Below are 20,347 nucleotides of genomic sequence, written 5' to 3' on the forward strand. Positions count from 1 at the left end.
AATCACGCTAATAATAAGATTTCACTATCATGACTACCCCACAATCGAACGATCAACATCTCTGGGTCAACTGGGAAGAGTACCACCGCCTGATCGAGCGCCTGGCGCTCAAGGTCTACGAATCGGGCTGGAAATTCGACCAGGTATTGTGCCTGGCGCGCGGCGGCGTGCGTCCCGGCGACGTGTTCTCGCGCATTTTTGATTTGCCGCTGGCCATCCTGTCGACCAGCTCCTACCGCGAAGACGCGGGCACGGTGCGCGGCGACCTCGATATCGCCAAGTACATGACCATGACCAAGGGCCCGCTGGCCGGCCGCATCCTGCTGGTCGACGACCTGGCCGATTCGGGCGTCACCCTGGACAAGGTCACGCGTCACCTGAAGGAAAACTTCCCGGACGTGACCGAAGTCAAATCGGCCGTGATCTGGCTGAAAGGCTGCTCCGTCGTGCGTCCCGACTACTTCCTGGACGAACTGCCGCACAACCCGTGGATCCACCAGCCATTCGAAGACTACGATGGCCTGCGCCCGCACCAGCTGGCGGCATGGATCAAGAAGGGCGAAGCAGGCAAGTAATTTTGCGTGCGCTCTTGCTAAAAAAAGACGATCGTGTATCGTCTTTTTTTTCGTCCAAGGAAACGCGATGACCATACTGACGACGGCGCGGCTGCGCCTGGAACCGATCACCGAAAACCACTACGGGCGCATGCGCACGCTCAACACGGATCCCGAGGTGATGACCTACCTGAACGCCGGCCAGCCCGAGACGGAAGAGGACACGCGCGCGGCGGTCGCGCGCATCACGGGCCGCTGGGCCGAGTGGGGCTACTCCTGGTGGGCGCTGATCCGCCTCGACGACGGCGAGATGGTGGGCATGGCTTGCCTGCAGCACCTCGACGGGGACAAGGCCAAGCCGCATGAAATCGGCTGGCGCCTGGCCCGTACGGGCTGGGGCCATGGCTATGCCAGCGAGGCGGCGGCCGTCATCGTCGCGCACGCGTTCGACGTCGTCGGCGTGCCGGAAGTGGTGGCCGTGGCGCATCCCGACAACGCCGCCTCGATCAAGGTCATGACGCGCCTGGGCATGCAGTACGTGGGCATGGAGCGCCATTACGACCTCGATACCGTCGTGTATCGGCTGGCGCGCCCATGACGGCAAGGCCGAAGCCCTTGAAGCTGGGCTGCAGCTACGGCGTGCGGTTTTCGCCCGACGGCACGCGCCTGGCCGTGCTGGGACGCGAGCTGGCCCTGTGGGACGTGGCGGCGCGGAGCAAACTGTGGCGCGGCAAGTTCATCGCGCACATGTCGGGCATGGCGTTCTCGCCCGACGGCAGCCGGATCGCCATCAAGAGCACGACGGGCCAGATGGCCGTGGTCGATGCGCAGTCGGGGCAACTGCTGCTCAACTTCCAGAACAAGAAGGATCGCGAAGGCAGCGGCCCCGCGTGGTCGCCGTGCGGGCAGCATCTTGCCGACGGCGGCTGGGACGGCCGCCTGCGGGTGCGCGACGCGCAGACGGGCGAGGTGCTCTTCATGCAGGAGCATGCGGGCGAGATGCTGCGCGATGCCTGCGCCATCGACGGCGGGCGGCGTCTGCTGATCCAGCATGGCGTCAAATCCGTGGACGAGGGGCAGGTGCAGCCGCCCGACTATTGCAGCGTGTGGGATTGGCCGCTGCAGGCCGGGGGCGGCCGCGTGGTGCTGTCGCTGCCAGGCATCATGTCCTGCGCGCCGTCGCCGGACGGCGCGCGCCTGGCCGTGCTGCACCACGCTGGCGGTGACGAGTACCTGTCCGTGCATGCGATCGACGATGGCCGCCAGCTGGCCACGGTGCCGGTGGAGGCGGGCGGCGGCGCGGGCAATGCCTTGCGCTGGCTGCCCGACGGCAGCGCGCTGGGACGCATCGGCAAGGGCAAGCTGCTGTTTTATGGCTGGCCCGGTCTCGATGTGCTGGCGCAGGAAGATTTTACGTATCCCTGCGCGCTGGACTTCTTGCCTGGCACGCCACTGGCCGCCATCGGCTCGTGGGAAGCGGGCATGCTGACGGATTTGAACGTTCACAAGGAAAGCGCATGATCACCTGTTATTTACGCTACATCATCGATCCGTACAAACTGAAGGAATTCGAAGCCTACGGCAAGCTGTGGATACCGCTGGTCGAGCGCTTCGGCGGCCAGCACCACGGCTACTTCCTGCCGTCCGAGGGCGCCAGCAACGTGGCGCTGGCCATGTTCTCGTTTCCCAGCCTGGCCCTGTACGAGCAGTACCGCAGCGATTCCATGCAGGATGCCGAATGCCAGGCGGCCTTCCGCTACGCAGAGGAGTCGCGCTGCATCGTCAGCTACGAGCGCAGTTTCTTCCGGCCCGTGTTTGCCTGAACAGGTCTACTGAACAAGGTCAGTCGCGCTGCGGTGCGCCCAGGGGGAAGAGGTGGCGGTACGGGCGCGCCTCTTCCACCGCGCGCGCGAACGACGGGCGGGCCAGCAGGCGCGCGCGGTAGGCACGCAGCAGGGGCAGGGTGGCGGGAATCGGCTGCGTCCAGTCCGCATAGAACAGCGAGGGGGCGGCGGCGCAGTCGGCCAGGGTAAAGTGTTCGCCCGTGGCCCACGTCTTGCCGGCCAGGTGGTTTTCCAGCCAGGCGTAGGCGAGGTCCAGCTTTTCTGCCGCATGCGCGCGGCCTTCGCGCGTCTTCACCGGGTCGCCGGTCAGGGCGGCGCCGACGGCATGCTGCACGGGTGTCATGACGTGCAGGTCGAAGTAGCGGTCGAGAAAACGCGCGTCCAGCGCCTGCATCGGCTCATCGGGCAGCAGGCGCAGCGGGCCGGGATGGGCCAGTTGCAGGTATTCGATGATGATGCTGGTCTCGGCGACGTTGCGCTCGCCGTCCACCAGCAGCGGAAACTTGCGCAGCGGCCAGCGCTCCAGCCACTGTTGCAGGTGTTGCGGCATGTCCGGCGCCAGGCAGCGGAAATCGAAGGGCAGGGCGTTCTCGTACAAGGCGATGAGCACCTTCTGCGTGTACGAGGAAAAAGGGTGGCCGTAGAGGATGAGCGACACGGTGGAATCTCCTGTTGTTTTTGCAAGGTTGGCAACATGCGCGTGCTGCAACGATAGAGCAATGACAGGAGCAATGCAAGCGGTCCGGGCCTTTCGTGCGCCTGCCGTTGCCGCTTGCATCCGTCGTGGCGCTTAGCCCAGGTTCGCCAGGTAGCGCAATCCCGTGATGCTGGGGAAGAAGCAATACACGCCGCCACGCGTGATGACGCTGCGCGAAAAGTGCTGCAGTGTCTTGTTGCCGCTGCCCTTGGCGCCCACGCCGGGCAAGGTGAAGGAACTGACGGCGGGATCGTTGATGCCCAAAAACACGTCCTGGCCGCTGATGTTGAACGTGGCATTGCCCGCCTCGGGACCTTCCGGGCCGACGGCCGACTTGACGAAGGCATCGTCATCGTTCCATTGCTTCATCAGAAACTCGAACTGGTTGCGCAGGTTGGCATTGATGAAATAGCCGACCAGGCCCCGTTGCTCCGCGACGGGCGCGGCCGGATCGTATTCGCTGCCGTAGGGCATGGCGCGCCGCACGATGCGGTGGTTGCGGGCGGAGGTTCCCACGACGCCTTCGTCGCGCGGATTGTTGCGCCGGATATGCGAGCCGACCGGGCATTTCAGGCCCAGCGTGTCGTCCAGTGCCGGCTGGCTATCGACATAGTGAAAATGGTTCAGGCTGGCGTCCGGCAGCACGGGGCCGGCCTCGTCCGGACTGAGCACCAGCGGATTGCCGTTGCGCCAGCGCCCGCACATCTTGGCCGCCACCATTTCGGTGCTGAGCCCGGAACTGGCCGCGGCCTGGCTCAGGATGGTGTCGAACAGGGGCACGTCCTGTTCCAGGATGCGGAAGGCGGCATAGCTGCCGTTGGTGGACAGCTGCGGCGGCTGGACCTGGTAGATGCCGCCGTTTTCATTCGGATAGCCGAGCAGGAATTCCCCCGCCTTGACGCTGTTGAGCGGGTCGGGATCATATTCGGGCTCGTGCTTGCGGGGCGGCGCGCCGTCGACGTCCGGCTGGGCGATGTTGTCGCGGTAGCCGAAATGCACGCGGTTGCCTGGCAGGGCCACGCCGTCGTGCGCATACAGTTCGTGCCAGCCGCCGGCAAAGGCGCGCCGCAGCGTGGCCGATGTCTGCTGCAGCACTTCCGTCGATTCGCTGACCCACAGGCTCAGCAGCGCATGCACCTGGCCACGCTGGGTAGCCGGCCCCAGATTGCCGAGCCAATGTTCGGGGGCGCTGCCGTCCACGTCGCCCACGGCCGCGACGCTGGCCGGATCGGCCGCGCCCCGTTGAAATGCCTGGTCGAAGGTGGCCAGGTCGGCCGCGGCGACGCCCAGCGCCGCCAGGCCCGGAGCGGTAAAGCTGAGGTTCAGGAAGCAGGGCGGCTTGGGATGGATATGGCGCGCGGTGGTAATCGATGGCAGTCCGTCGCTGCCGTCGAGCAGGGCCGCGATGGTGCGCCGTGCCTGCGCCGCATCCGTAATGCTCAGGATGAAGTGGCGCGCCAGGTTGACGCGGTAGCCGCGCAGGATCGTGCCTTGCACGTCGTCGTAATCGATGCTGGAATCGGCCATGCTGTCTCTCCGGGGGCTGGGGCTGGCAAGGTGGCGGGGCGCGCCTGCGCGGCCCCGGCGTGGCGTGCGGCTCAGACTGAAGCGAGGATTTTCTGGACTGTTTGCGTATACGCGCTATACATGCCGGTATTGGGCACGTGCTGCGCGGCGTCGTTGGCGCTGATGAACGCTTCAAATGCGGCCACGTGGTTGGCCACGGGAATCAGCGGCTTGCCGCCCTCGACAAACTGCAGCAGCGCGTCGAATACGGGACCCAGCTTGGCCACAAAATCCTCGATGTAGTCGTTGAAGTCGCCGTCATACTCGGTGATCACGCCGATGACGAGGGTGTCCGAGGGACCTGTCGATTTAACGTTGGGCAGCAGATTGGCCTGGGCGCGGTCAAACAGGGTGAAGCGGGCAAAGTGCACGGTACCGATACTGGTGAGGGCCGCATTGATCTGCTTTTGGTACTCCTGCAATGCGGCGGCGATGTGGGTCGGATCGGTGCCGGGTAGTACCGGCATCATTAAGCACAGTGGATTTGCCATGGCAGACTCCTCATTACGTGGTTGTCGGGAGGACCGACACTACGCCGCGGCGCCCACTGCGTCAAAAACTATATTTTCGCGCTTGTTGCTAAATTCGCACCATTGCAGCATGGTAATTCATGTGAAATGCGGTCTCATGTGAATAGTTGCTGAGGCTGGCTCGTACCAGCGGACGCTCTGCTGCCAGGCCGCCGCCGCCTGTTTCAGGAAGCGCAAGGGGTGCCGCCGGCAGCGTCAGGTTCTGGTGCTTTTATTGCGGTATGAGGGGATGCTGTAAGCGGCGCCTGCGCACCACCTGCCCTGCTTAAAACCGGATGGGACAAGGCGCCGCAGTCCCTTCGCCAAAACCGGCGTAGCCGGAGCGCGCGCTGAGGTTCAGCGACATGTTGCCTTTGTCCGGTAAATAGATGCAGTATTCGCCGGCCGCCGTGATGACGCGGTAGATGCGCTTGGGGTCGTTTGGTGCGCTGAACAGCTCGATACGGGCCGCTTCGAACCACTTCGGCTTGACCGCCGCATGCGCTTCCGCGAAGCCTTTCGCCAGGCGCGTCTGCGCCGTCTCGGGCGGCGCCGTGAACTCCTGCGGATGCTCGGCGCGCAGCTGGCGGTCGATGGCGCCGGCTGCCTGCAGGGCCTGCTGCGCCAGGGGGAGGGTGCCGGCCTTCGACGCCGCTGGCGCCGCCTCGGCCGACAGGGCATCGTCGTGCGGTCGCTCCGGCATCAATGCCGGCGGCGTGGGGATGGCGGCGTCCTTCGGTGCTGGCGCGACCGCCGCACCGGCGGGGCGGGCAGGCAAGGAAGGTTGGGGAGGCAGGCGCGCAGGCGGTGGAGCGGGTTCGATGGGGACCCCTCTTGCTGGCGGCAATGGTGGCAATGGCGGCATCAGTTGCAGCCAGACCCGGTCGTCGTGCCCGCTTCCCATGTGGACCGGCCGCGTGGCCGCCCAGAACAGCGCCAGGTGCAGCAAGCCGATTGCGGCGATATAGCGGCCCTGGGGACGCCGGCCGATAGCAAAATCATGGTCCTGCCGCGCAAGGTCAATGCTCATCTGTTCCACGGTCCCCGTGATGAAGGTGTACCAGTATGCAAATTTGCAACGGCGCTGTAAACAGCTTTCGCGCAGAACGCAGATTGCGCTACCGGGAGTACCGGAAAGCGCGCCCGCGCGATGATTTTGTTAAGCTGTCGCTCCGGGCGCGCTGGCGTGGGCGCCGCTATGACAGGAAGACGCATGGCCGATGAAATGCATTTTTATGAACCTGCGCAGGGCCACGGCCTGCCGCACGATCCCTTCAACGCGATTGTCGGGCCGCGCCCGATCGGCTGGATCGCCACGCGCAGCAGCGCGGGCGTGCTCAATCTGGCGCCCTACAGTTTTTTCAATGCCTTCAATTACACGCCGCCGCTGATCGGTTTTTCCAGCATCGGCCGCAAGGACACCTTGCGCAATATCGAAGAGAACGGCGAATTCGTGTGGAATTTGGCCACGCGTCCGCTGGCCGATGCCATGAACGCCAGCTGCGCGCCAGCGCCGCCCGAGGCCGACGAATTCGCGCTGGCCGGCCTGACCCCGCTCGCCTCGCGCATCGTCGCGGTGCCGCGCGTGGCCGAAAGCCCCGTGTCCTTCGAATGCCGGCGCACGCAGATCATCGAGCTGCAGGGATTGAATGGCGAGGGCGTCGGCAGCTGGCTGGTGCTGGGCGAAGTGGTGGGCGTGCATATCGCGCGCCATCTGCTCAGGGATGGCGTGTACGACACGGCGTCCGCTGCGCCGATACTGCGCGGCGGCGGACCGGCCGATTATTTTGAGATCGGTCCGGAGAGCCTGTTCCGGATGCGCCGGCCCAGCTATCCCTGAACGGGGCAGGCTATTTCTGCATGATGGGATCGCGCCCCAGGGTGCGCGCCAGCGCGCCGCCGTCGCCGCGCCAGAATTCGCGGTCGGCCAGGCGCACGCGCTCGGCCGCGTGCTGCATGTGTTCCATGGCCGCCTGGCGCGCCTGCTGCGGGTCGCCGGCGGCGATGGCTTGCACGATCTTTTCATGTTCGCGCCGCACTTCGATGGAAAAGTCCGTGCGCCGCGCTTCATTCGCGCGCGTCACCTTGACGGCCGAGCGGATCGGGTCGGCGAACATGGCGACGAATTTCGGCCAGTAGGGGTTGCCCGTCGCCTCGGCGATGCACAGGTGCAGGCGCACGTCTTCTTCCACGCCATCGACGCCGGCCGCCACCGCTTCCTCGATGCGCCGCAGCGCGTGTTCGATGTCGGCCAGCTGGCCCGGCGTGCGCCGCACGGCCGCCAGCGCGGCGATCTCCGCTTCCAGGCCTTGCCGCACTTCGATCAGGTTCAGCAGCGATTGCACCGATTGCTCCGTCAGCTCATCGCCCCGTTCGCCCGTCTTCGCGCCATCCTGCGCGCACACGAACGTGCCGCTGCCCTTGCGCGTGGCGACGATGCCGTCCGCCTGCAGCACGGCGATGGCTTCGCGCAGCACCGTGCGGCTGACGCCGAAGTGCGTGGCCATCGCCTGCTCCGATGGCAGGCGCGTGCCGCCGGCCAGGCCATCGTTGTGGATTTGCTGGCGCAGCCGCGCCGCCACCCGCGCGCCCAGGGTGCCGGTGGTGAAGCTGCCCGCGGCGGGCTCCGGCGCGGGAAGGGTAAAGCTGAACGTGCGGTCCATCGGGTGCATCCTTGTGCTAACGGTTCTCAATTGGGCTTGCCTGCTTGGCATTATATGGAATATACAGCTTGACACACATAAAACACACACATAATATACATCCATACAAATTTTAGACAAGTTGCCAGCCACCTCCGGTGGACCATAAAAACCCGGCACGGTCGATCCCCCCGCGATCAGGAGACAAGCATGGAAGTGTCACAGACAATGCCGGGCCAGCCGGCCGGCGCCGCCGCAAGCCAGAAAACCATCGACGACGCCGTCTACCGCAAGGTGACCTGGCGCATCATCCCCTTCCTCATGCTGTGCTACATCGTCGCCTACCTGGACCGCGTCAACGTGGGTTTCGCCAAGCTGCAGATGCTGGCCGACCTGCAGTTTTCCGAAACCGTGTACGGCCTGGGCGCGGGCGTGTTCTTCCTTGGCTACTTCCTGTTCGAAGTGCCCAGCAACGTCATGCTGCACAAGATCGGCGCGCGCGTGTGGATCGCCCGCATCATGATCACCTGGGCCATCATTTCGGGCGCCTTCATGTTCGTCACCACGCCGACGCAGTTCTACATCATGCGCTTCCTGCTCGGCATCGCCGAGGCGGGCTTCTTCCCCGGCATCATCCTGTATCTGACCTACTGGTATCCGTCCGAGCGCCGCGCGCGCATGGTGTGCACCTTCATGGCCGCCATTCCCGTGGCGGGCCTGATCGGCGGGCCGCTGTCGGGCTGGATCATGGAAACCTTTGCCGGCTGGCACGGCTATGCGGGCTGGCAGTGGATGTTCGTGCTCGAGGCGATTCCCGCCGCGCTGATGGGCGTGGCCGTGCTGCTCTACCTCGACAACAGCATCCGCGCCGCGAAGTGGCTGACGGAAGACGAAAAAGTCATCCTCGAGCAGCGCATCGCCACGGAAGCGCAGGGCAAGGTATCGCACCCGTCGATCCGCGCCATGTTTGCCGACCCGCGCATCTGGGTCATGGCCCTGATTTATTTCTGCTGCGTGATGGGCCAGTATTCGCTGACCTTCTGGCTGCCCAGCCTGATCAAGGCGGCCGGCGTGATGGGCGTGCTCAATATCGGCCTGTTCACGGCGATTCCGTATTCGGTGGCCGTGGCGTCCATGATCCTGCTGGGCCGCAGCTCGGACAAGTACCGCGAACGGCGCTGGCACATGGCCATCCCGCTGGTGGTGGGCGCTGCCGCCATCGTCTGCAGCGCGCTGGCCGGCGCCCACAACACGGGCTGGGCCATCTTCTTCCTGACGATTGCCGCCGGCGGCATCCTGGCTGCCTCGCCCATGTTCTGGAGCCTGCCGACGGCCTTCCTCGGCGGCGTCTCGGCCGCCGCCGGCATCGCCGCCATCAATTCGGTGGGCAACCTGGCCGGCTTCGCGGCGCCATACATGATCGGTTCCATCAAGGACCTGACGCAGTCGACCGACATCGCCATCTACCTGCTGGCAGCCATCCTGGTGGTCGGTGCGGCCATCATCATGCGCGTGCCGGCCAAGCTGGTGAACAAATAAATATCTGGAGCAAACGATGAGTACAGCAATTGAAAAAGTGGGCGTGATCGGCCTGGGCGCCATGGGCATGGGCATCGCGCAGTCGTTGCTGCGCGCGGGCTTCGCAGTGCATGCCTGCGACGTGCGCCCCGACACCGTGCAAAAGCTGGTGGAGTCGGGCGCCCATGCGGCGTCCTCGCCTGCCGCGCTGGCGGCGCAGGTGCAAGCCTTGCTGATCGTTGTCGTCAATGCGCAGCAGACGGAGACCGTGCTGTTTGGCGAGCACGGCGCGGCCGGCGCGCTGGCGCCGGGCAGCGTGGTGATCGCCTGCGCCACCGTGGCGCCGGAATTTGCCGAAGCGCTGGGTACGCGCCTGGCGGCCATGGGACTGCGTTTCATCGACGCGCCCATTTCCGGCGGCGCGGCCAAGGCGGCTGCCGGCGAGATGTCCGTGATGGCGGCCGGCGCGCCCGATGCGTTCGATGCCTGCGCCGGCATTTTCGATGCCATCTGCGCCCGGCTGTACCGCCTGGGCGAGCAGCCGGGGCAGGGCTCGAAAGTCAAGATGATCAACCAGCTGCTGGCCGGCGTGCACATCGCCGCCGCCGCCGAAGCGATGGCACTGGGCTTGCGCGCCGGCTGCGATCCGGACGCCCTGTACGAAGTGATTTCGAACAGCGCCGGCAGTTCCTGGATGTTCCAGAACCGCGTGCCGCATATCCTGAAGGGCGACTACACGCCGCTGTCGGCCGTGAATATTTTTGTGAAAGACCTCGGCATCGTGCTCGATTACGCGAAAAAAAGCGTGTTCCCATTGCCGTTGTCGGCCACGGCGCACCAGATGTTCATGCAGGCGTCGGCCGCCGGTTTTGGCGGCGAGGACGATGCGGCAGTCATCAAGACTTTCCCGGGCATCGATTTGCCGGCGAAAGCGTAACTGAATCAGGAAGGAACAATCATGACCGTACTACTGGGATGTATCGCCGACGATTTCACGGGTGGCACCGACCTGGCCGGCATGCTGGTCAAGGCCGGCATGCGCACGGTGCAGCTGATCGGCGTGCCGCAAGGGCCGCCGCCGGCCGACGTCGATGCCGTCGTCATCGCGCTCAAGTCGCGCACGACGGCGCCGGACGATGCGGTGACCGAATCGCTGGCCGCGCTGGCCTGGCTGCAGCAAGCCGGCTGCCGCCAGTTCTACTTCAAATACTGCTCCACGTTCGACTCCACGCCGCGCGGCAATATCGGCCCCGTGGCCGAGGCGCTGATGCGGGCGCTCGACACGGACTTCACGATCGCCTGTCCCGCGTTCCCCGCCAATGGCCGCACCATCTACAAGGGCAACCTGTTCGTCGGCGACGTGCCGCTGGCCGAATCCGGCATGCGCGACCACCCGTTGACGCCAATGACGGATTCGAACCTGCTGCGCGTGCTGCAGCAGCAGGTGCAGGCCAAGGTGGGCCTGGCCGACTACGGCGTGGTGGAGAGGGGCGCGGCCGCCATCGCCCAGCGCTTCACGGAGCTGCGCGGGCAGGGCTGCCATTTCGCCGTCGTCGATGCCGTGTCGAACCGCGACCTGGAAGCCATCGGCGCCGCCTGCGCGGACTTGAAACTGATCACGGGCGGCTCCGGCATCGCGCTGGGACTGCCGCAGAATTTCCGCCAGCGGGGGCAGTTGTCGCCGTCGCATGCGGGCCAGGCGGGACGCTTGCCGCCGGCATCGGGTTTCCGCGCCGTGATCTCGGGCAGCTGCTCGGTGGCCACGCAGCAGCAGGTGGCGCACCTGCGCGAGCACGCGCCGGCATTCCATGTCGATCCCCTGCAGCTGGCCGCTGGCGGCGAGGTGGTGGATGCCGTGGTGGAGCAGGCGCTGGAATGGGCGGGCGCGCACCTGGCGCGAGGCCCCGTGCTGGTCTATGCCACGGCCACGCCGGACGCCGTGCGCGCCGTGCAGGCGCAACTGGGCGTGGAACGGGCCGGCGCCCTCGTCGAGGAAACCCTGGCCGCCATCGCGCAGGGCCTCGTGCGCCTGGGCGTGGGCCAGCTGATCGTCGCTGGCGGCGAAACCTCGGGCGCGGTGGTGAAAGCGCTGGGCGTGGCGGGCTTGCGCATCGGCCCCGAGATCGACCCCGGCGTGCCCTGGACGCAAGCCTTGCCCGCGTTGGGCGACGATGGCGTGGCGCCATTGGCGCTGGCGCTCAAGTCCGGCAATTTCGGCACGGTTGATTTCTTCAGCAAGGCCTGGCAGGTGCTGGCATGAGTGCCGCCACCCCCGCCATCCACGCCGCGCCCGAAGAGATGCGCCAGCGCGAGCAGATCGCCGACTTCGGCAAGTCCCTGTTTGAACGGGGGCTGACGGCGGGCAGCAGCGGCAACCTCAGCGTGCGCCTGTCCGACGGCTGGCTGCTGACGCCCACGAATGCCAGCCTGGGGCGGCTGGACCCCGCGCACTTGTCCAAGCTGGACTGGGACGGCAACTTGATCAGCGGCGCGCCGCCGTCGAAGGAAGCGTTTTTGCACCGCGCCATGTATGCAGAGCGCGGCAGCGCCGGCGCCATCGTGCATCTGCACTCGACGCATTCGGCGGCCGTGTCCTGCATGTGCGGCTTGAACCATGACGACTGCCTCCCGCCGCTGACGCCCTACTTCGTGATGAAGGTGGGGCGCCTGCCCCTGGTTCCGTATCACCGCCCGGGCGACCCGGCGCTGGCGGGCGCCATCGGCGCCATGGCGCGCAAGCATTCGGCCGTGCTGCTGGCCAACCACGGTCCCGTGGTGTCGGGCAGCAGCCTGGAAGCGGCCGTGTATGCGGCCGAGGAACTGGAAGAGACGGCCAAGCTGTTCCTGCTGCTGCGCGACGTGCCCACGCGGCCGCTCGATGCGGCGCAGATCGCGGACCTGAAACACACCTTCAAACTCGACATATAAGAAATCCAGGAGATACGCATGCCCCGCTTTGCCGCCAATCTGACCATGATGTTCAACGAAGTACCTTTCCCGCAGCGCTTTGCCGCCGCCGCGCAAGCGGGTTTCCAGGGCGTCGAATTCCTGTTTCCGTACGACCACGCGCCGCAGGAAGTGGCCGGCTGGCTGCGCGAGCACGGTTTGACGAATGTGCTGTTCAACCTGCCGCCGGGCGACTGGGCGGCCGGCGAGCGGGGCATCGCCTCGCTGCCGGGCCGCGAAGAAGAGTTCCGCGCGGGCGTGGCGCGCGCCATCGAGTATGCGCTGGCGCTGGGCACCCCGCGCGTGCACATGATGGCGGGCTTGCTGCCGCAAGGCGCCGACCTGGCGCTGCACCGCGCCACCTACCTGGCGAACCTGCAATACGCGGCCAAGGCCGTGGGCGAGCATGGCATCGAACTGCTGATCGAGCCGATCAACGGGCGCGACATGCCAGGCTATTTCCTCGTCACGCAGGCGCAGGGCCACGCGCTGCGCCTGGACTCGGGTGCGCCCAACGTCAAGGTGCAGATGGATTTTTACCACACGCAGATCGTCGAGGGCGATATCGCCATGACGTTCAGGAACAACTTCGGCGGCATCGGGCATGTGCAGATCGCCAGCGTCCCGGCGCGCAACGAGCCGGACGACGGCGAAGTCAATTACCCCTATTTATTCAGCCTGCTCGACGACCTGGGCTACGAGGGCTGGATCGGCTGCGAATACCGTCCGCGCGGGCGCACCGGGGATGGCCTCGGCTGGCTCGCGCCCTACTTGAATCATTCGAACAAATAAGGAGACAGCACATGAAAGTATTGATCACCGGCGGCGCCGGTTTCCTGGGACAGCGCCTGGCGCGCCAGCTGCTGGCGCAAGGCCGGCTGACGGACAGCGGCGGCCAGCTGCAGACCATCAGCGAGCTGGTACTGGTCGACGTGGTGGCCGCGCATGACTTCGGCGATGCGCGCGTGAAAGTGGTCACGGGCGACATCGCCGACGGCGCGCTGATGCGCGCCACCGTCGATGCGCAGACGACGTCGATCTTCCACCTGGCCGCCATCGTCAGCGGCCAGGCCGAAGCCGATTTCGAGCTGGGCATGCGCATCAACCTCGACGCCTCGCGTCTGCTGCTCGATATCTGCCGCGAACTGGGGCACAAGCCGAAGGTCGTGTTTACCAGTTCCGTGGCCGTGTATGGCGGCAAGCTGCCCGAGGTGGTGCTCGATACGACGGCCTTGAATCCCCAGTCGTCGTACGGCGCGCAAAAGGCCATCGGCGAATTGCTGCTCAACGATTACAGCCGCCGCGGCTTTGTCGATGGCCGCGTGCTGCGCTTGCCCACCATCAGCGTGCGCCCCGGCAAACCGAACAAGGCGGCGTCGTCTTTCGCCAGCGGCATCATCCGCGAACCATTGAATGGCGAGGCGGCCGTCTGCCCGGTATCGACCGACCTGCGTCTGTGGCTGCTGTCGCCGCGCGGCGCCATCGCCTCGCTGATCGCCGGCCATGAACTGGCGGGCGAGGCTTTCGGCGCCAGCCGCACGGTAAACTTGCCTGGCTTGAGTGTGAGCGTGGGCGAGATGATCGCCGCCCTCGAAGCAGTGGCCGGCAGCGAAACCGCGCAGCGCATCAGCTACGCGCCCGATCCCGCCGTCGAGCGCATCGTCAAGAGCTGGCCCGGCGCCTGGGACACGGCCCGCGCCGCAGCGCTGGGCTTGACGGTCGATGCGGATTTCGCCAGCATCATTCGCGCGTATATCGACGACGTCAAGGCGGGCTAGGATTCCTTGCCGATGGCGTCCAGGCGCTGCTTCAGGCGCTGCGTTTGCTGCCCGCTGCTTGCCGTCTTGAGCAGGTCGTTCAGCAGCGCCGCTTGCGCCACGCGCAAGGCATCCCTGGCCGCCGCTGCCACGTCGGGCGCCACGCCCACGCCTTCCCAGTTGGTGTGGGTGATGGGGCCGATGGAACGCCCGGTCGGCACGAAGGCGCCGAAATGCGCATCCAGCCGCACGACGCGGCCCGGATGGGCGCCGCCGCCCGTGCTCTCGCCCACGATGGTGGCGCGCTTCAGGTTTTTCATCGCGTAGCTGAAGTCTTCTGCCGCGGAAAACGTCCGCTTGCTGGTCAGGATGTACAGCGGCTCCTGCTGTCCAAACGGTTTGCCGGCGACGAAGGTGGTGCTCCAGTTTTGCTGGGTGAGGTCGTCGATGCGGTAGTAATTGTCGTTCCCGCCAGGGGGAGTGCCAGGATGCTGCTGCGCAGACTGCGGATGATCGTTTTACCGTGCATCGTGACTCCCGTGAAGGTGAGTAAAGCAACGTGGGGCGGGATTATCTGGTCTTGCGGCTTTCGGTGCCGTCTTCGGCGCGCACGGCGGCATCGCGGATGCGCGCGCCGAACGGTTGCTTGTCCAGCGCCGCGATCGCCTGTTGCAGCAGCTGCGACAGGGGATACGGCAAGTCGGCGTCGAGGCTGGCGGCGGCGCCGGCCGTGGCTTGCCAGCAGCGCTGGATGGCCGGCAGCATGGCGCGTCCCTGTTCCGTCAGCTGTATCAGTTTCTGGCGCCCGTCTTCGGGGCCGGCGGAGGCGAAGACCAGGCCTTCCTTGATCATCAGCGCCACCGTCTGCGTGGCGGCCGGCTGCGTGATGCCGGCAGCGGCGGCGATGGCGCCGATGCTGGCCGCGTCCTGTGCCATCAGCACGCGCATCACGGGCGTGTAGCGGGGGCGGTAGTGCAGGCCCGCCTCTTCATAGGCGGCGCCGACGGCGCCGTCGAGCAATTCGATCAAATGGCGTAGCTGCGTGCCCAGCGAGGATTTTTTCATGAGGAAATAATATCAGCGCTTATATAAGCGGTAAAGAATTTTCTCGGGGCGCGTCCCGGCGGATGCTCTGGCCCGATGTGCGCCCGCTGGCCGGCTAGGCCGCCTTGGCAGGTGCGGTCGCCTGCGAGCGCCGATAGTCGAGCGGCGTGCTGCCTACCAGTTCCGCAAAACTGCGGCTGAAATGGGCCTGGTCGAAAAAGCCCAGCTCCTGCGCCAGGCTGGCCAGGTCGGGCGCATCGGGCTGCGCCAGGCGCCAGATCGCTTCCTGCAGGCGGTAGCGCTGGATCACCCATTTCGGTGGCACGCCCACGTAGTTGGCGAACAGGCGCTGCAGCCGGCGTTCGCCGATGGCCATGCTGTCGCATAGCTGCGCCACATTGACCGGGCCGTGGCGGGCCGCTGCCGCGGCGGTCAGGCGGGCGGCCAGCAGGGCAGCGTCATCGGCCGGCGGCAGCTTGGCCAGCAGCAGCGCCTGTGCCTGCGCCACCATGGCCAGATCGCCGGACTGGCCTAACACGCGCGCCTCGGCTTCCCCTGCCGGCATGCCCAGCAGGGCGTCGGCGGCGAGGGTCGTGCCGGTGAACGATGACAGGGGCTGGCTGATGAAGGGGCGCAGGCCGCCCGGCGTGAAGCGCACGCCCAGCACCTTGCCCGCGCCGCTCAAGGGCCGGTCGAAGGCGCCGCGCACGACGCCATGGATGGCCGTGCGGCCGGCGTCGAACACCAGGTGGGCATTCGGGTAGGGCAGCACGCGCTGCGTTTCGGGCGCGCAGCCCCGCCTGTCCCATTCCACTATCCAGAAATACTCGACGAAGGGCGCCAGCGCGGCAGCCGGCGGATAGGTCGCCAGGCGCAGGCGGCGCGCCGCCGCTTGCGGGGCGACGATGCCTTTCGGCGCCTGTCCGCGCGCGGCGAGCAGATTGCGCGTGCTGTCGGCTTTATCCAATATCTGTCTCCTGCGCAGCCTTAAGCTGGCCATCTCGCATCGTTTGAAAGGGAATCATGAAATCATGCAGTTTGCCGGGCCTGGCGCTGGCCGCAGTTTGTCTATCGGCGGCGCCAGCCGGCGCCGCTACGTCTGCAGGGGGAGATCATCGCATGCATGCGCACGCCACGGGAAGTTTCAGCATCACCATGAAGCCTGCCACGTCGCCGCAGCGCGCGGGGCGCAGTTCGCTGGGAAGGGTGCTGCTTGAGAAAGTGTATGCGGGCGACCTGCTCGCCACGGCCACAGGCCAGATGCTCAATGCCGTCACCGACACCAGGGGCGCGGCCGGCTATGTCGCCATGGAAGCCGTCACGGGCACGCTGCAGGGCAGGGAGGGCAGTTTCGTGGCGCAGCATGCGGGCACGATGGCCGATGGCCAGCAGGCGCTGTCCATCGTGATCGTGCCGCATTCGGGCACGGGCGAATTGACGGGCATCAGCGGCACGCTGGCCATCCGCATCGTCGATGGCCAGCATTTCTACGACATCGATTACTCGCTGCCGGAGCCGTAGGCGGACCCCGGCACGGCCTTGGTGCGCCTGGCGGTTTATTTGCCCAGGATCGACGCCACGTTGTCCGTGCCGGGCGCGCCGAACAGCTGCTGCTTGAGGATGTGCAGCTGGTCGCGCACCTGCGCCGCCTTTTCGAATTCCAGGTTCTTGGCATGCTCGACCATCAGTTTTTCCAGGCGCTTGATTTCCTTGCTGACCTGCTTTTCGCTCATGGATTCGAACTTCGCCGCTTCCTGCGCCACCTGCAGGGTTTCGCGCGCTTCCTGCGGGCTGTAGACGCCGTCGATCATTTCGCGGATCGATTTCTTCACGCCGATCGGCACGATGTTGTTGGCCGTATTGAAGGCGATCTGCTTGGCGCGGCGGCGTTCCGTCTCGTCGATGGCGCGGCGCATGGAATCGGTGATGCGGTCGCCGTACAGGATCGCCGTGCCGTTCAGGTTGCGCGCGGCGCGGCCGATGGTCTGGATCAGGCTGCGCTCGGAACGCAAAAAACCTTCCTTGTCCGCGTCGAGGACGGCCACCAGCGATACTTCCGGCAAGTCCAGGCCCTCGCGCAGCAGGTTGATTCCCACCAGCACGTCGAAGGTGCCCAGGCGCAGGTCGCGCAGGATTTCCACGCGCTCCACCGTCTCGATATCGCTGTGCAGGTAGCGCACCTTGATGCCATGGTCTCCCAGGTATTCCGTCAATTGCTCCGACATGCGCTTGGTGAGGGTGGTCACCAGCACGCGTTCGTCCCTCTTGATGCGTTCGACGATTTCCGACATCAGGTCGTCCACCTGGCTGCTGGCCGGGCGCACGATGATCTGCGGGTCGACCAGGCCCGTGGGACGCACCACCTGCTCGACCACCTGGTCCGAATGGGTCTTTTCGTATTCGGCCGGGGTGGCCGAGACGAACACGGTCTGGCGCATCTTCTGTTCGAATTCCTCGAACTTCAAGGGGCGGTTGTCCAGCGCCGACGGCAGGCGGAAGCCGTAGTCGACCAGGTTGGTCTTGCGCGAGCGGTCGCCGTTGTACATGGCGCTCAGCTGGCCCGTCAGCACGTGCGACTCGTCGAGGAACATCAATGCGTCGGGCGGCAGGTAGTCGACCAGGGTGGGCGGCGGTTCGCCCGGCAGCGCGCCGCTCAAATGGCGCGAATAGTTCTCGATGCCCTTGGTGAAACCGATTTCCGCCATCATTTCCAGGTCGAAGCGGGTGCGCTGTTCCAGCCGCTGCTCTTCGATCAGTTTATTCTCCTTGCGGAAGAACTCGAGGCGTTCGCGCAGCTCGTCCTTGATGGTCTCGACGGCGCGCAGCACGGTGGAGCGGGGCGTCACGTAGTGCGACCCCGGATACACGGTAAAGCGGGGGATCTTTTGCCGCACTCTGCCCGTCAGCGGGTCGAACAGCTGGATCGATTCGATCTCGTCGTCGAACATTTCCAGACGCACGGCCAGTTCCGCATGCTCGGCGGGGAAGATGTCGATGGTGTCGCCGCGCACGCGGAAGGTGCCGCGGCCGAAATCGACTTCGTTGCGCGTGTATTGCATCTGGATCAGGCGCGCGATGACGTCGCGCTGGGCGACCCGGTCCTTGACGCGCAGGGTCAATATCATCTGGTGGTATTCGTTGGGGTTACCGATACCGTAGATGGCCGAGACGGTGGCGACGATGATGACGTCGCGCCGTTCCATCAGCGACTTGGTGCACGACAAACGCATCTGCTCGATATGCTCGTTGATCGACGAGTCCTTCTCGATGAACAGGTCGCGCTGGGGCACGTAGGCTTCCGGCTGGTAGTAATCGTAGTAGCTGACGAAGTATTCGACGGCGTTCTGCGGGAAAAAGTCGCGGAATTCGCTGTACAGCTGCGCCGCCAGGGTCTTGTTGGGTGCGAAGACGATGGCGGGCCGGCCCATGCGGGCGATGACGTTGGCCATGGTGTAGGTCTTGCCCGAACCGGTCACGCCCAGCAGGGTCTGGAAGGCCAGGCCATCGGCAATCCCCTCCGATAACTGGGCGATCGCCGTGGGCTGGTCACCGGCCGGAGGGAAGGGCTGGTGCAGCTTGAAGGGGGAGTCCGGGAAAGAGATAATTGCGCTTTCCGCCTCGCTGGCGGTAGATAATTCGGGCATGTGAATCAGACCTTTGTTAGAATAGTGCTCTGCTGGCGGCCCTGGCGTTGTATTCGGGGCGCTGTCTACAACTCCGCTGTGAACCTGCTTCCAATCGAATCCAATCTTATCATGACGAACCCAACTGTTTCTGCCAGTCTGTTTAGCGCCATCGAGATGGCCCCACGCGACCCGATCCTGGGCATCACCGAAGCATTTAACGCGGACCAGAATCCCGCCAAAATCAATCTGGGCGTTGGCGTCTATTATGACGACAACGGCAAGGTGCCTCTGTTAGCTTGCGTACGCAAGGCAGAAGCCATCCTGATCGAACAGGCGGCCCCACGCACCTACCTGCCGATCGAAGGCCTCGCTGCCTACGACAAGGCCGTGCAAGAACTCGTATTTGGCGCCGATAGCGCCGTAATTCAAGAGCGCCGCGCCGTGACCGTGCAAGCCATCGGCGGCACGGGCGCGTTGAAGATCGGTGCCGACTTCCTGCAGCGCTTTGCGCCGGGTGCCCAGGTCTACATCAGCGACCCAAGCTGGGAAAACCACCGCGCGCTGTTCGAAAACGCCGGTTTCGTCGTGAATAACTACACCTACTACGATGCCGCCACCCATGGCGTGAACTTCGACGGCATGCTGGCCAGCCTGAACGCCATGCCGGCGGGCTCCATCGTCGTGCTGCACGCCTGCTGCCACAACCCGACGGGCGCCGACCTGAGCGTGGCCCAGTGGGACCAGATCATCAGCGTGGTGACGTCGCGCGGCCTGGTGCCGTTCCTGGACATGGCGTATCAAGGCTTTGCCAACGGCATCGCCGAAGACGGCGCCGTGGTGCGCCGCTTCGCCGACGCGGGCGGCCCGCTGCTGGTGTCGAACTCGTTCTCGAAATCGTTCTCGCTGTACGGCGAGCGCGTGGGCGCCCTGAGCGTCGTCGCTGCCAGCGCCGATGAAGCGGCACGCCTGCTGTCGCAATTGAAGCGCGTCGTGCGCACCAACTACTCGAACCCGCCTACGCATGGCGGCAAGGTGGTCGCGACCGTCCTGGCCACGCCGGAACTGCGCCAGCTGTGGGAAGAGGAACTGGCCGGCATGCGCGTGCGCATCCGCGAAATGCGCAATGCCTTCGTGGAAAAGCTGAAAGCCAAGGCGCCAGGCCACGATTTCGAATTCGTGCGCCAGCAGATCGGCATGTTCTCGTACTCCGGTCTCACCAAGGAGCAGGTGACATCCTTGCGCGAGCAGTCGATCTACGCCGTCGACACGGGCCGTATCTGCGTGGCAGCGTTGAATTCGCGCAATATCGACATCGTTATTGACGCGATCGCCAAAGTGCTTTAAGATCTTGCTTCTTCGGCGCTGCATGCAAGTGCGGCGCGGATGGCAGTAGAAAGCCGGTGATGGCCGTATTTGGCGAGATGCAGTTTGAGTCTTGCAAATATGGAATAAGCGACATATAATATTGCCTCTTTTCCCTGATAGCTCAGTCGGTAGAGCGACGGACTGTTAATCCGCAGGTCCCTGGTTCGAGTCCAGGTCGGGGAGCCAGAATTCGAAAGGCCACGTTGAAAAACGTGGCCTTTTTTGTTTTTGCGCCGCCGGCGCAAGCATGGCGGCAAGATTGGAATTTCCCTAGGGGAA

The 20,347-nt window shown here is 65.3% G+C and carries 22 protein-coding genes and 1 tRNA gene; 14 read left to right on the plus strand and 9 right to left on the minus strand.

Going from position 1 to position 20,347, the window contains the following annotated elements; genetic code table 11:
* Positions 1–29: 29 nt before the first annotated feature.
* The 4 genes from GCN74_RS22820 (at position 30) to GCN74_RS22835 (ending at position 2,377) form a co-directional block, all read left to right on the plus strand.
* Positions 30–575: a phosphoribosyltransferase gene (locus GCN74_RS22820; RefSeq protein WP_034752020.1), complete on the plus strand. Its 546-nt coding sequence runs from the start codon at positions 30–32 to the stop codon at positions 573–575.
* Positions 576–642: 67 nt separating this feature from the next.
* Positions 643–1,152 carry a GNAT family N-acetyltransferase gene (locus tag GCN74_RS22825; protein ID WP_152258790.1) on the plus strand — a complete coding sequence of 170 codons (510 nt, stop codon included), beginning with the start codon at positions 643–645 and terminating at the stop codon, positions 1,150–1,152.
* On the plus strand, positions 1,149–2,075 hold the full coding sequence (locus GCN74_RS22830; protein ID WP_152258791.1) for a WD40 repeat domain-containing protein: 927 nt from the start codon (positions 1,149–1,151) through the stop codon (positions 2,073–2,075). Before GCN74_RS22825 ends, GCN74_RS22830 begins: the two co-directional genes overlap by 4 nt.
* The gene (locus tag GCN74_RS22835; RefSeq protein ID WP_152258792.1) at positions 2,072–2,377 is read left to right on the plus strand and encodes an NIPSNAP family protein; all 306 of its coding nucleotides are present in this window, start codon (positions 2,072–2,074) and stop codon (positions 2,375–2,377) included. Before GCN74_RS22830 ends, GCN74_RS22835 begins: the two co-directional genes overlap by 4 nt.
* A 19-nt stretch (positions 2,378–2,396) precedes the next feature.
* Here the strand turns inward: GCN74_RS22835 and GCN74_RS22840 are convergent, their stop codons facing one another.
* From GCN74_RS22840 to GCN74_RS22855, 4 genes are all read right to left on the minus strand, one after another.
* Positions 2,397–3,056 carry a glutathione S-transferase family protein gene (locus tag GCN74_RS22840; protein ID WP_152258793.1) on the minus strand — a complete coding sequence of 220 codons (660 nt, stop codon included), beginning with the start codon at positions 3,054–3,056 and terminating at the stop codon, positions 2,397–2,399.
* Between the two features lie 132 nt (positions 3,057–3,188).
* Positions 3,189–4,622, minus strand: a complete 1,434-nt coding sequence (locus tag GCN74_RS22845) for a Dyp-type peroxidase (protein ID WP_152258794.1) — start codon at positions 4,620–4,622, stop codon at positions 3,189–3,191.
* 71 nt (positions 4,623–4,693) lie between these two features.
* Entirely contained in the window at positions 4,694–5,152 is a 459-nt protein-coding gene (locus GCN74_RS22850; RefSeq protein ID WP_152258795.1) for a hypothetical protein, read from the minus strand.
* A gap of 304 nt (positions 5,153–5,456) precedes the next feature.
* Positions 5,457–6,200, minus strand: a complete 744-nt coding sequence (locus tag GCN74_RS22855; RefSeq protein WP_152258796.1) for a hypothetical protein — start codon at positions 6,198–6,200, stop codon at positions 5,457–5,459.
* 183 nt (positions 6,201–6,383) lie between these two features.
* Here GCN74_RS22855 and GCN74_RS22860 point away from each other — a divergent pair, with 183 nt between their 5' ends.
* Positions 6,384–7,010, plus strand: coding sequence for a flavin reductase family protein (locus GCN74_RS22860; protein WP_152258797.1), 627 nt, complete (start codon positions 6,384–6,386; stop codon positions 7,008–7,010).
* A 10-nt stretch (positions 7,011–7,020) separates the two neighbouring features.
* Here the strand turns inward: GCN74_RS22860 and GCN74_RS22865 are convergent, their stop codons facing one another.
* The gene (locus GCN74_RS22865; protein ID WP_152258798.1) at positions 7,021–7,833 is read right to left on the minus strand and encodes a FadR/GntR family transcriptional regulator; all 813 of its coding nucleotides are present in this window, start codon (positions 7,831–7,833) and stop codon (positions 7,021–7,023) included.
* Between the two features lie 189 nt (positions 7,834–8,022).
* On the opposite strand from GCN74_RS22865, the gene GCN74_RS22870 reads away from it, so the two are divergent.
* The 6 genes from GCN74_RS22870 to denD are packed head-to-tail and all read left to right on the plus strand — an operon-like array spanning position 8,023 to position 14,054.
* Positions 8,023–9,351 (plus strand): MFS transporter, encoded by a 1,329-nt coding sequence (locus GCN74_RS22870; RefSeq protein WP_152258799.1) that lies wholly within the window; start codon positions 8,023–8,025, stop codon positions 9,349–9,351.
* Between the two features lie 16 nt (positions 9,352–9,367).
* Entirely contained in the window at positions 9,368–10,267 is a 900-nt protein-coding gene (gene ltnD, locus GCN74_RS22875) for an L-threonate dehydrogenase (protein WP_152258800.1), read from the plus strand.
* A gap of 21 nt (positions 10,268–10,288) precedes the next feature.
* Positions 10,289–11,590 (plus strand): 3-oxo-tetronate kinase, encoded by a 1,302-nt coding sequence (gene otnK, locus GCN74_RS22880; protein ID WP_193317206.1) that lies wholly within the window; start codon positions 10,289–10,291, stop codon positions 11,588–11,590.
* The gene (otnC, locus tag GCN74_RS22885) at positions 11,587–12,258 is read left to right on the plus strand and encodes a 3-oxo-tetronate 4-phosphate decarboxylase (protein WP_152258802.1); all 672 of its coding nucleotides are present in this window, start codon (positions 11,587–11,589) and stop codon (positions 12,256–12,258) included. The genes otnK and otnC overlap by 4 nt, the downstream gene beginning before the upstream one ends.
* Positions 12,259–12,276: 18 nt before the next feature.
* A complete protein-coding gene (gene otnI / locus GCN74_RS22890; protein ID WP_152258803.1) occupies positions 12,277–13,068 on the plus strand; it encodes a 2-oxo-tetronate isomerase in 792 nt (263 codons plus the stop codon).
* 11 nt (positions 13,069–13,079) lie between these two features.
* A complete protein-coding gene (gene denD, locus GCN74_RS22895) occupies positions 13,080–14,054 on the plus strand; it encodes a D-erythronate dehydrogenase (protein ID WP_152258804.1) in 975 nt (324 codons plus the stop codon).
* Here the strand turns inward: denD and GCN74_RS22900 are convergent.
* The 3 genes from GCN74_RS22900 to GCN74_RS22910 form a co-directional block, all read right to left on the minus strand.
* The gene (locus GCN74_RS22900) at positions 14,051–14,482 is read right to left on the minus strand and encodes a S41 family peptidase (RefSeq protein WP_152258805.1); all 432 of its coding nucleotides are present in this window, start codon (positions 14,480–14,482) and stop codon (positions 14,051–14,053) included. The two genes, denD and GCN74_RS22900, sit on opposite strands and share 4 nt — an antisense overlap.
* Positions 14,483–14,603: 121 nt before the next feature.
* Positions 14,604–15,098 (minus strand): MarR family transcriptional regulator, encoded by a 495-nt coding sequence (locus GCN74_RS22905; protein WP_152258806.1) that lies wholly within the window; start codon positions 15,096–15,098, stop codon positions 14,604–14,606.
* A 94-nt stretch (positions 15,099–15,192) separates the two neighbouring features.
* Positions 15,193–16,044 carry a helix-turn-helix domain-containing protein gene (locus GCN74_RS22910; RefSeq protein WP_226939175.1) on the minus strand — a complete coding sequence of 284 codons (852 nt, stop codon included), beginning with the start codon at positions 16,042–16,044 and terminating at the stop codon, positions 15,193–15,195.
* A 152-nt stretch (positions 16,045–16,196) separates the two neighbouring features.
* On the opposite strand from GCN74_RS22910, the gene GCN74_RS22915 reads away from it, so the two are divergent.
* Positions 16,197–16,598: a DUF3224 domain-containing protein gene (locus tag GCN74_RS22915; RefSeq protein WP_152258808.1), complete on the plus strand. Its 402-nt coding sequence runs from the start codon at positions 16,197–16,199 to the stop codon at positions 16,596–16,598.
* Positions 16,599–16,633: 35 nt separating this feature from the next.
* On the opposite strand, the gene uvrB is transcribed toward GCN74_RS22915, so the two are convergent.
* Positions 16,634–18,721 carry an excinuclease ABC subunit UvrB gene (gene uvrB, locus GCN74_RS22920; RefSeq protein ID WP_152258809.1) on the minus strand — a complete coding sequence of 696 codons (2,088 nt, stop codon included), beginning with the start codon at positions 18,719–18,721 and terminating at the stop codon, positions 16,634–16,636.
* Between the two features lie 111 nt (positions 18,722–18,832).
* Between uvrB and GCN74_RS22925 the strand changes: the two genes are divergently transcribed.
* Together GCN74_RS22925 and GCN74_RS22930 are read left to right on the plus strand one after the other, a co-directional pair.
* Complete coding sequence (locus GCN74_RS22925; RefSeq protein WP_193317207.1) at positions 18,833–20,047, plus strand: aromatic amino acid transaminase; 1,215 nt, start codon at positions 18,833–18,835, stop codon at positions 20,045–20,047.
* Between the two features lie 131 nt (positions 20,048–20,178).
* Positions 20,179–20,254 (plus strand) — tRNA-Asn (locus GCN74_RS22930).
* Positions 20,255–20,347 lie beyond the last annotated feature (93 nt).

The sequence above is a fragment of the Janthinobacterium sp. FT14W genome (assembly GCF_009208755.1).
In the GTDB taxonomy this organism is placed as follows: domain Bacteria; phylum Pseudomonadota; class Gammaproteobacteria; order Burkholderiales; family Burkholderiaceae_D; genus Janthinobacterium; species Janthinobacterium violaceinigrum.

Bases quoted from the DNA above. Each gene is read 5' to 3' on its own strand.
- otnK (WP_193317206.1), top strand. From the start codon at position 10,289: ATGACCGTACTACTGGGATGTATCGCCGACGATTTCACGGGTGGCACC.
- ltnD (WP_152258800.1), top strand. From the start codon at position 9,368: ATGAGTACAGCAATTGAAAAAGTGGGCGTGATCGGCCTGGGCGCCATG.
- GCN74_RS22915 (WP_152258808.1), top strand. From the start codon at position 16,197: ATGCATGCGCACGCCACGGGAAGTTTCAGCATCACCATGAAGCCTGCC.
- GCN74_RS22825 (WP_152258790.1), top strand. From the start codon at position 643: ATGACCATACTGACGACGGCGCGGCTGCGCCTGGAACCGATCACCGAA.
- GCN74_RS22850 (WP_152258795.1), bottom strand. From the start codon at position 5,152: ATGGCAAATCCACTGTGCTTAATGATGCCGGTACTACCCGGCACCGAT.
- GCN74_RS22905 (WP_152258806.1), bottom strand. From the start codon at position 15,098: ATGAAAAAATCCTCGCTGGGCACGCAGCTACGCCATTTGATCGAATTG.
- GCN74_RS22845 (WP_152258794.1), bottom strand. From the start codon at position 4,622: ATGGCCGATTCCAGCATCGATTACGACGACGTGCAAGGCACGATCCTG.
- GCN74_RS22830 (WP_152258791.1), top strand. From the start codon at position 1,149: ATGACGGCAAGGCCGAAGCCCTTGAAGCTGGGCTGCAGCTACGGCGTG.
- GCN74_RS22865 (WP_152258798.1), bottom strand. From the start codon at position 7,833: ATGGACCGCACGTTCAGCTTTACCCTTCCCGCGCCGGAGCCCGCCGCG.
- GCN74_RS22925 (WP_193317207.1), top strand. From the start codon at position 18,833: ATGACGAACCCAACTGTTTCTGCCAGTCTGTTTAGCGCCATCGAGATG.
- otnI (WP_152258803.1), top strand. From the start codon at position 12,277: ATGCCCCGCTTTGCCGCCAATCTGACCATGATGTTCAACGAAGTACCT.
- GCN74_RS22855 (WP_152258796.1), bottom strand. From the start codon at position 6,200: ATGAGCATTGACCTTGCGCGGCAGGACCATGATTTTGCTATCGGCCGG.
- otnC (WP_152258802.1), top strand. From the start codon at position 11,587: ATGAGTGCCGCCACCCCCGCCATCCACGCCGCGCCCGAAGAGATGCGC.
- GCN74_RS22870 (WP_152258799.1), top strand. From the start codon at position 8,023: ATGGAAGTGTCACAGACAATGCCGGGCCAGCCGGCCGGCGCCGCCGCA.
- GCN74_RS22820 (WP_034752020.1), top strand. From the start codon at position 30: ATGACTACCCCACAATCGAACGATCAACATCTCTGGGTCAACTGGGAA.
- uvrB (WP_152258809.1), bottom strand. From the start codon at position 18,721: ATGCCCGAATTATCTACCGCCAGCGAGGCGGAAAGCGCAATTATCTCT.
- GCN74_RS22835 (WP_152258792.1), top strand. From the start codon at position 2,072: ATGATCACCTGTTATTTACGCTACATCATCGATCCGTACAAACTGAAG.
- GCN74_RS22860 (WP_152258797.1), top strand. From the start codon at position 6,384: ATGGCCGATGAAATGCATTTTTATGAACCTGCGCAGGGCCACGGCCTG.
- denD (WP_152258804.1), top strand. From the start codon at position 13,080: ATGAAAGTATTGATCACCGGCGGCGCCGGTTTCCTGGGACAGCGCCTG.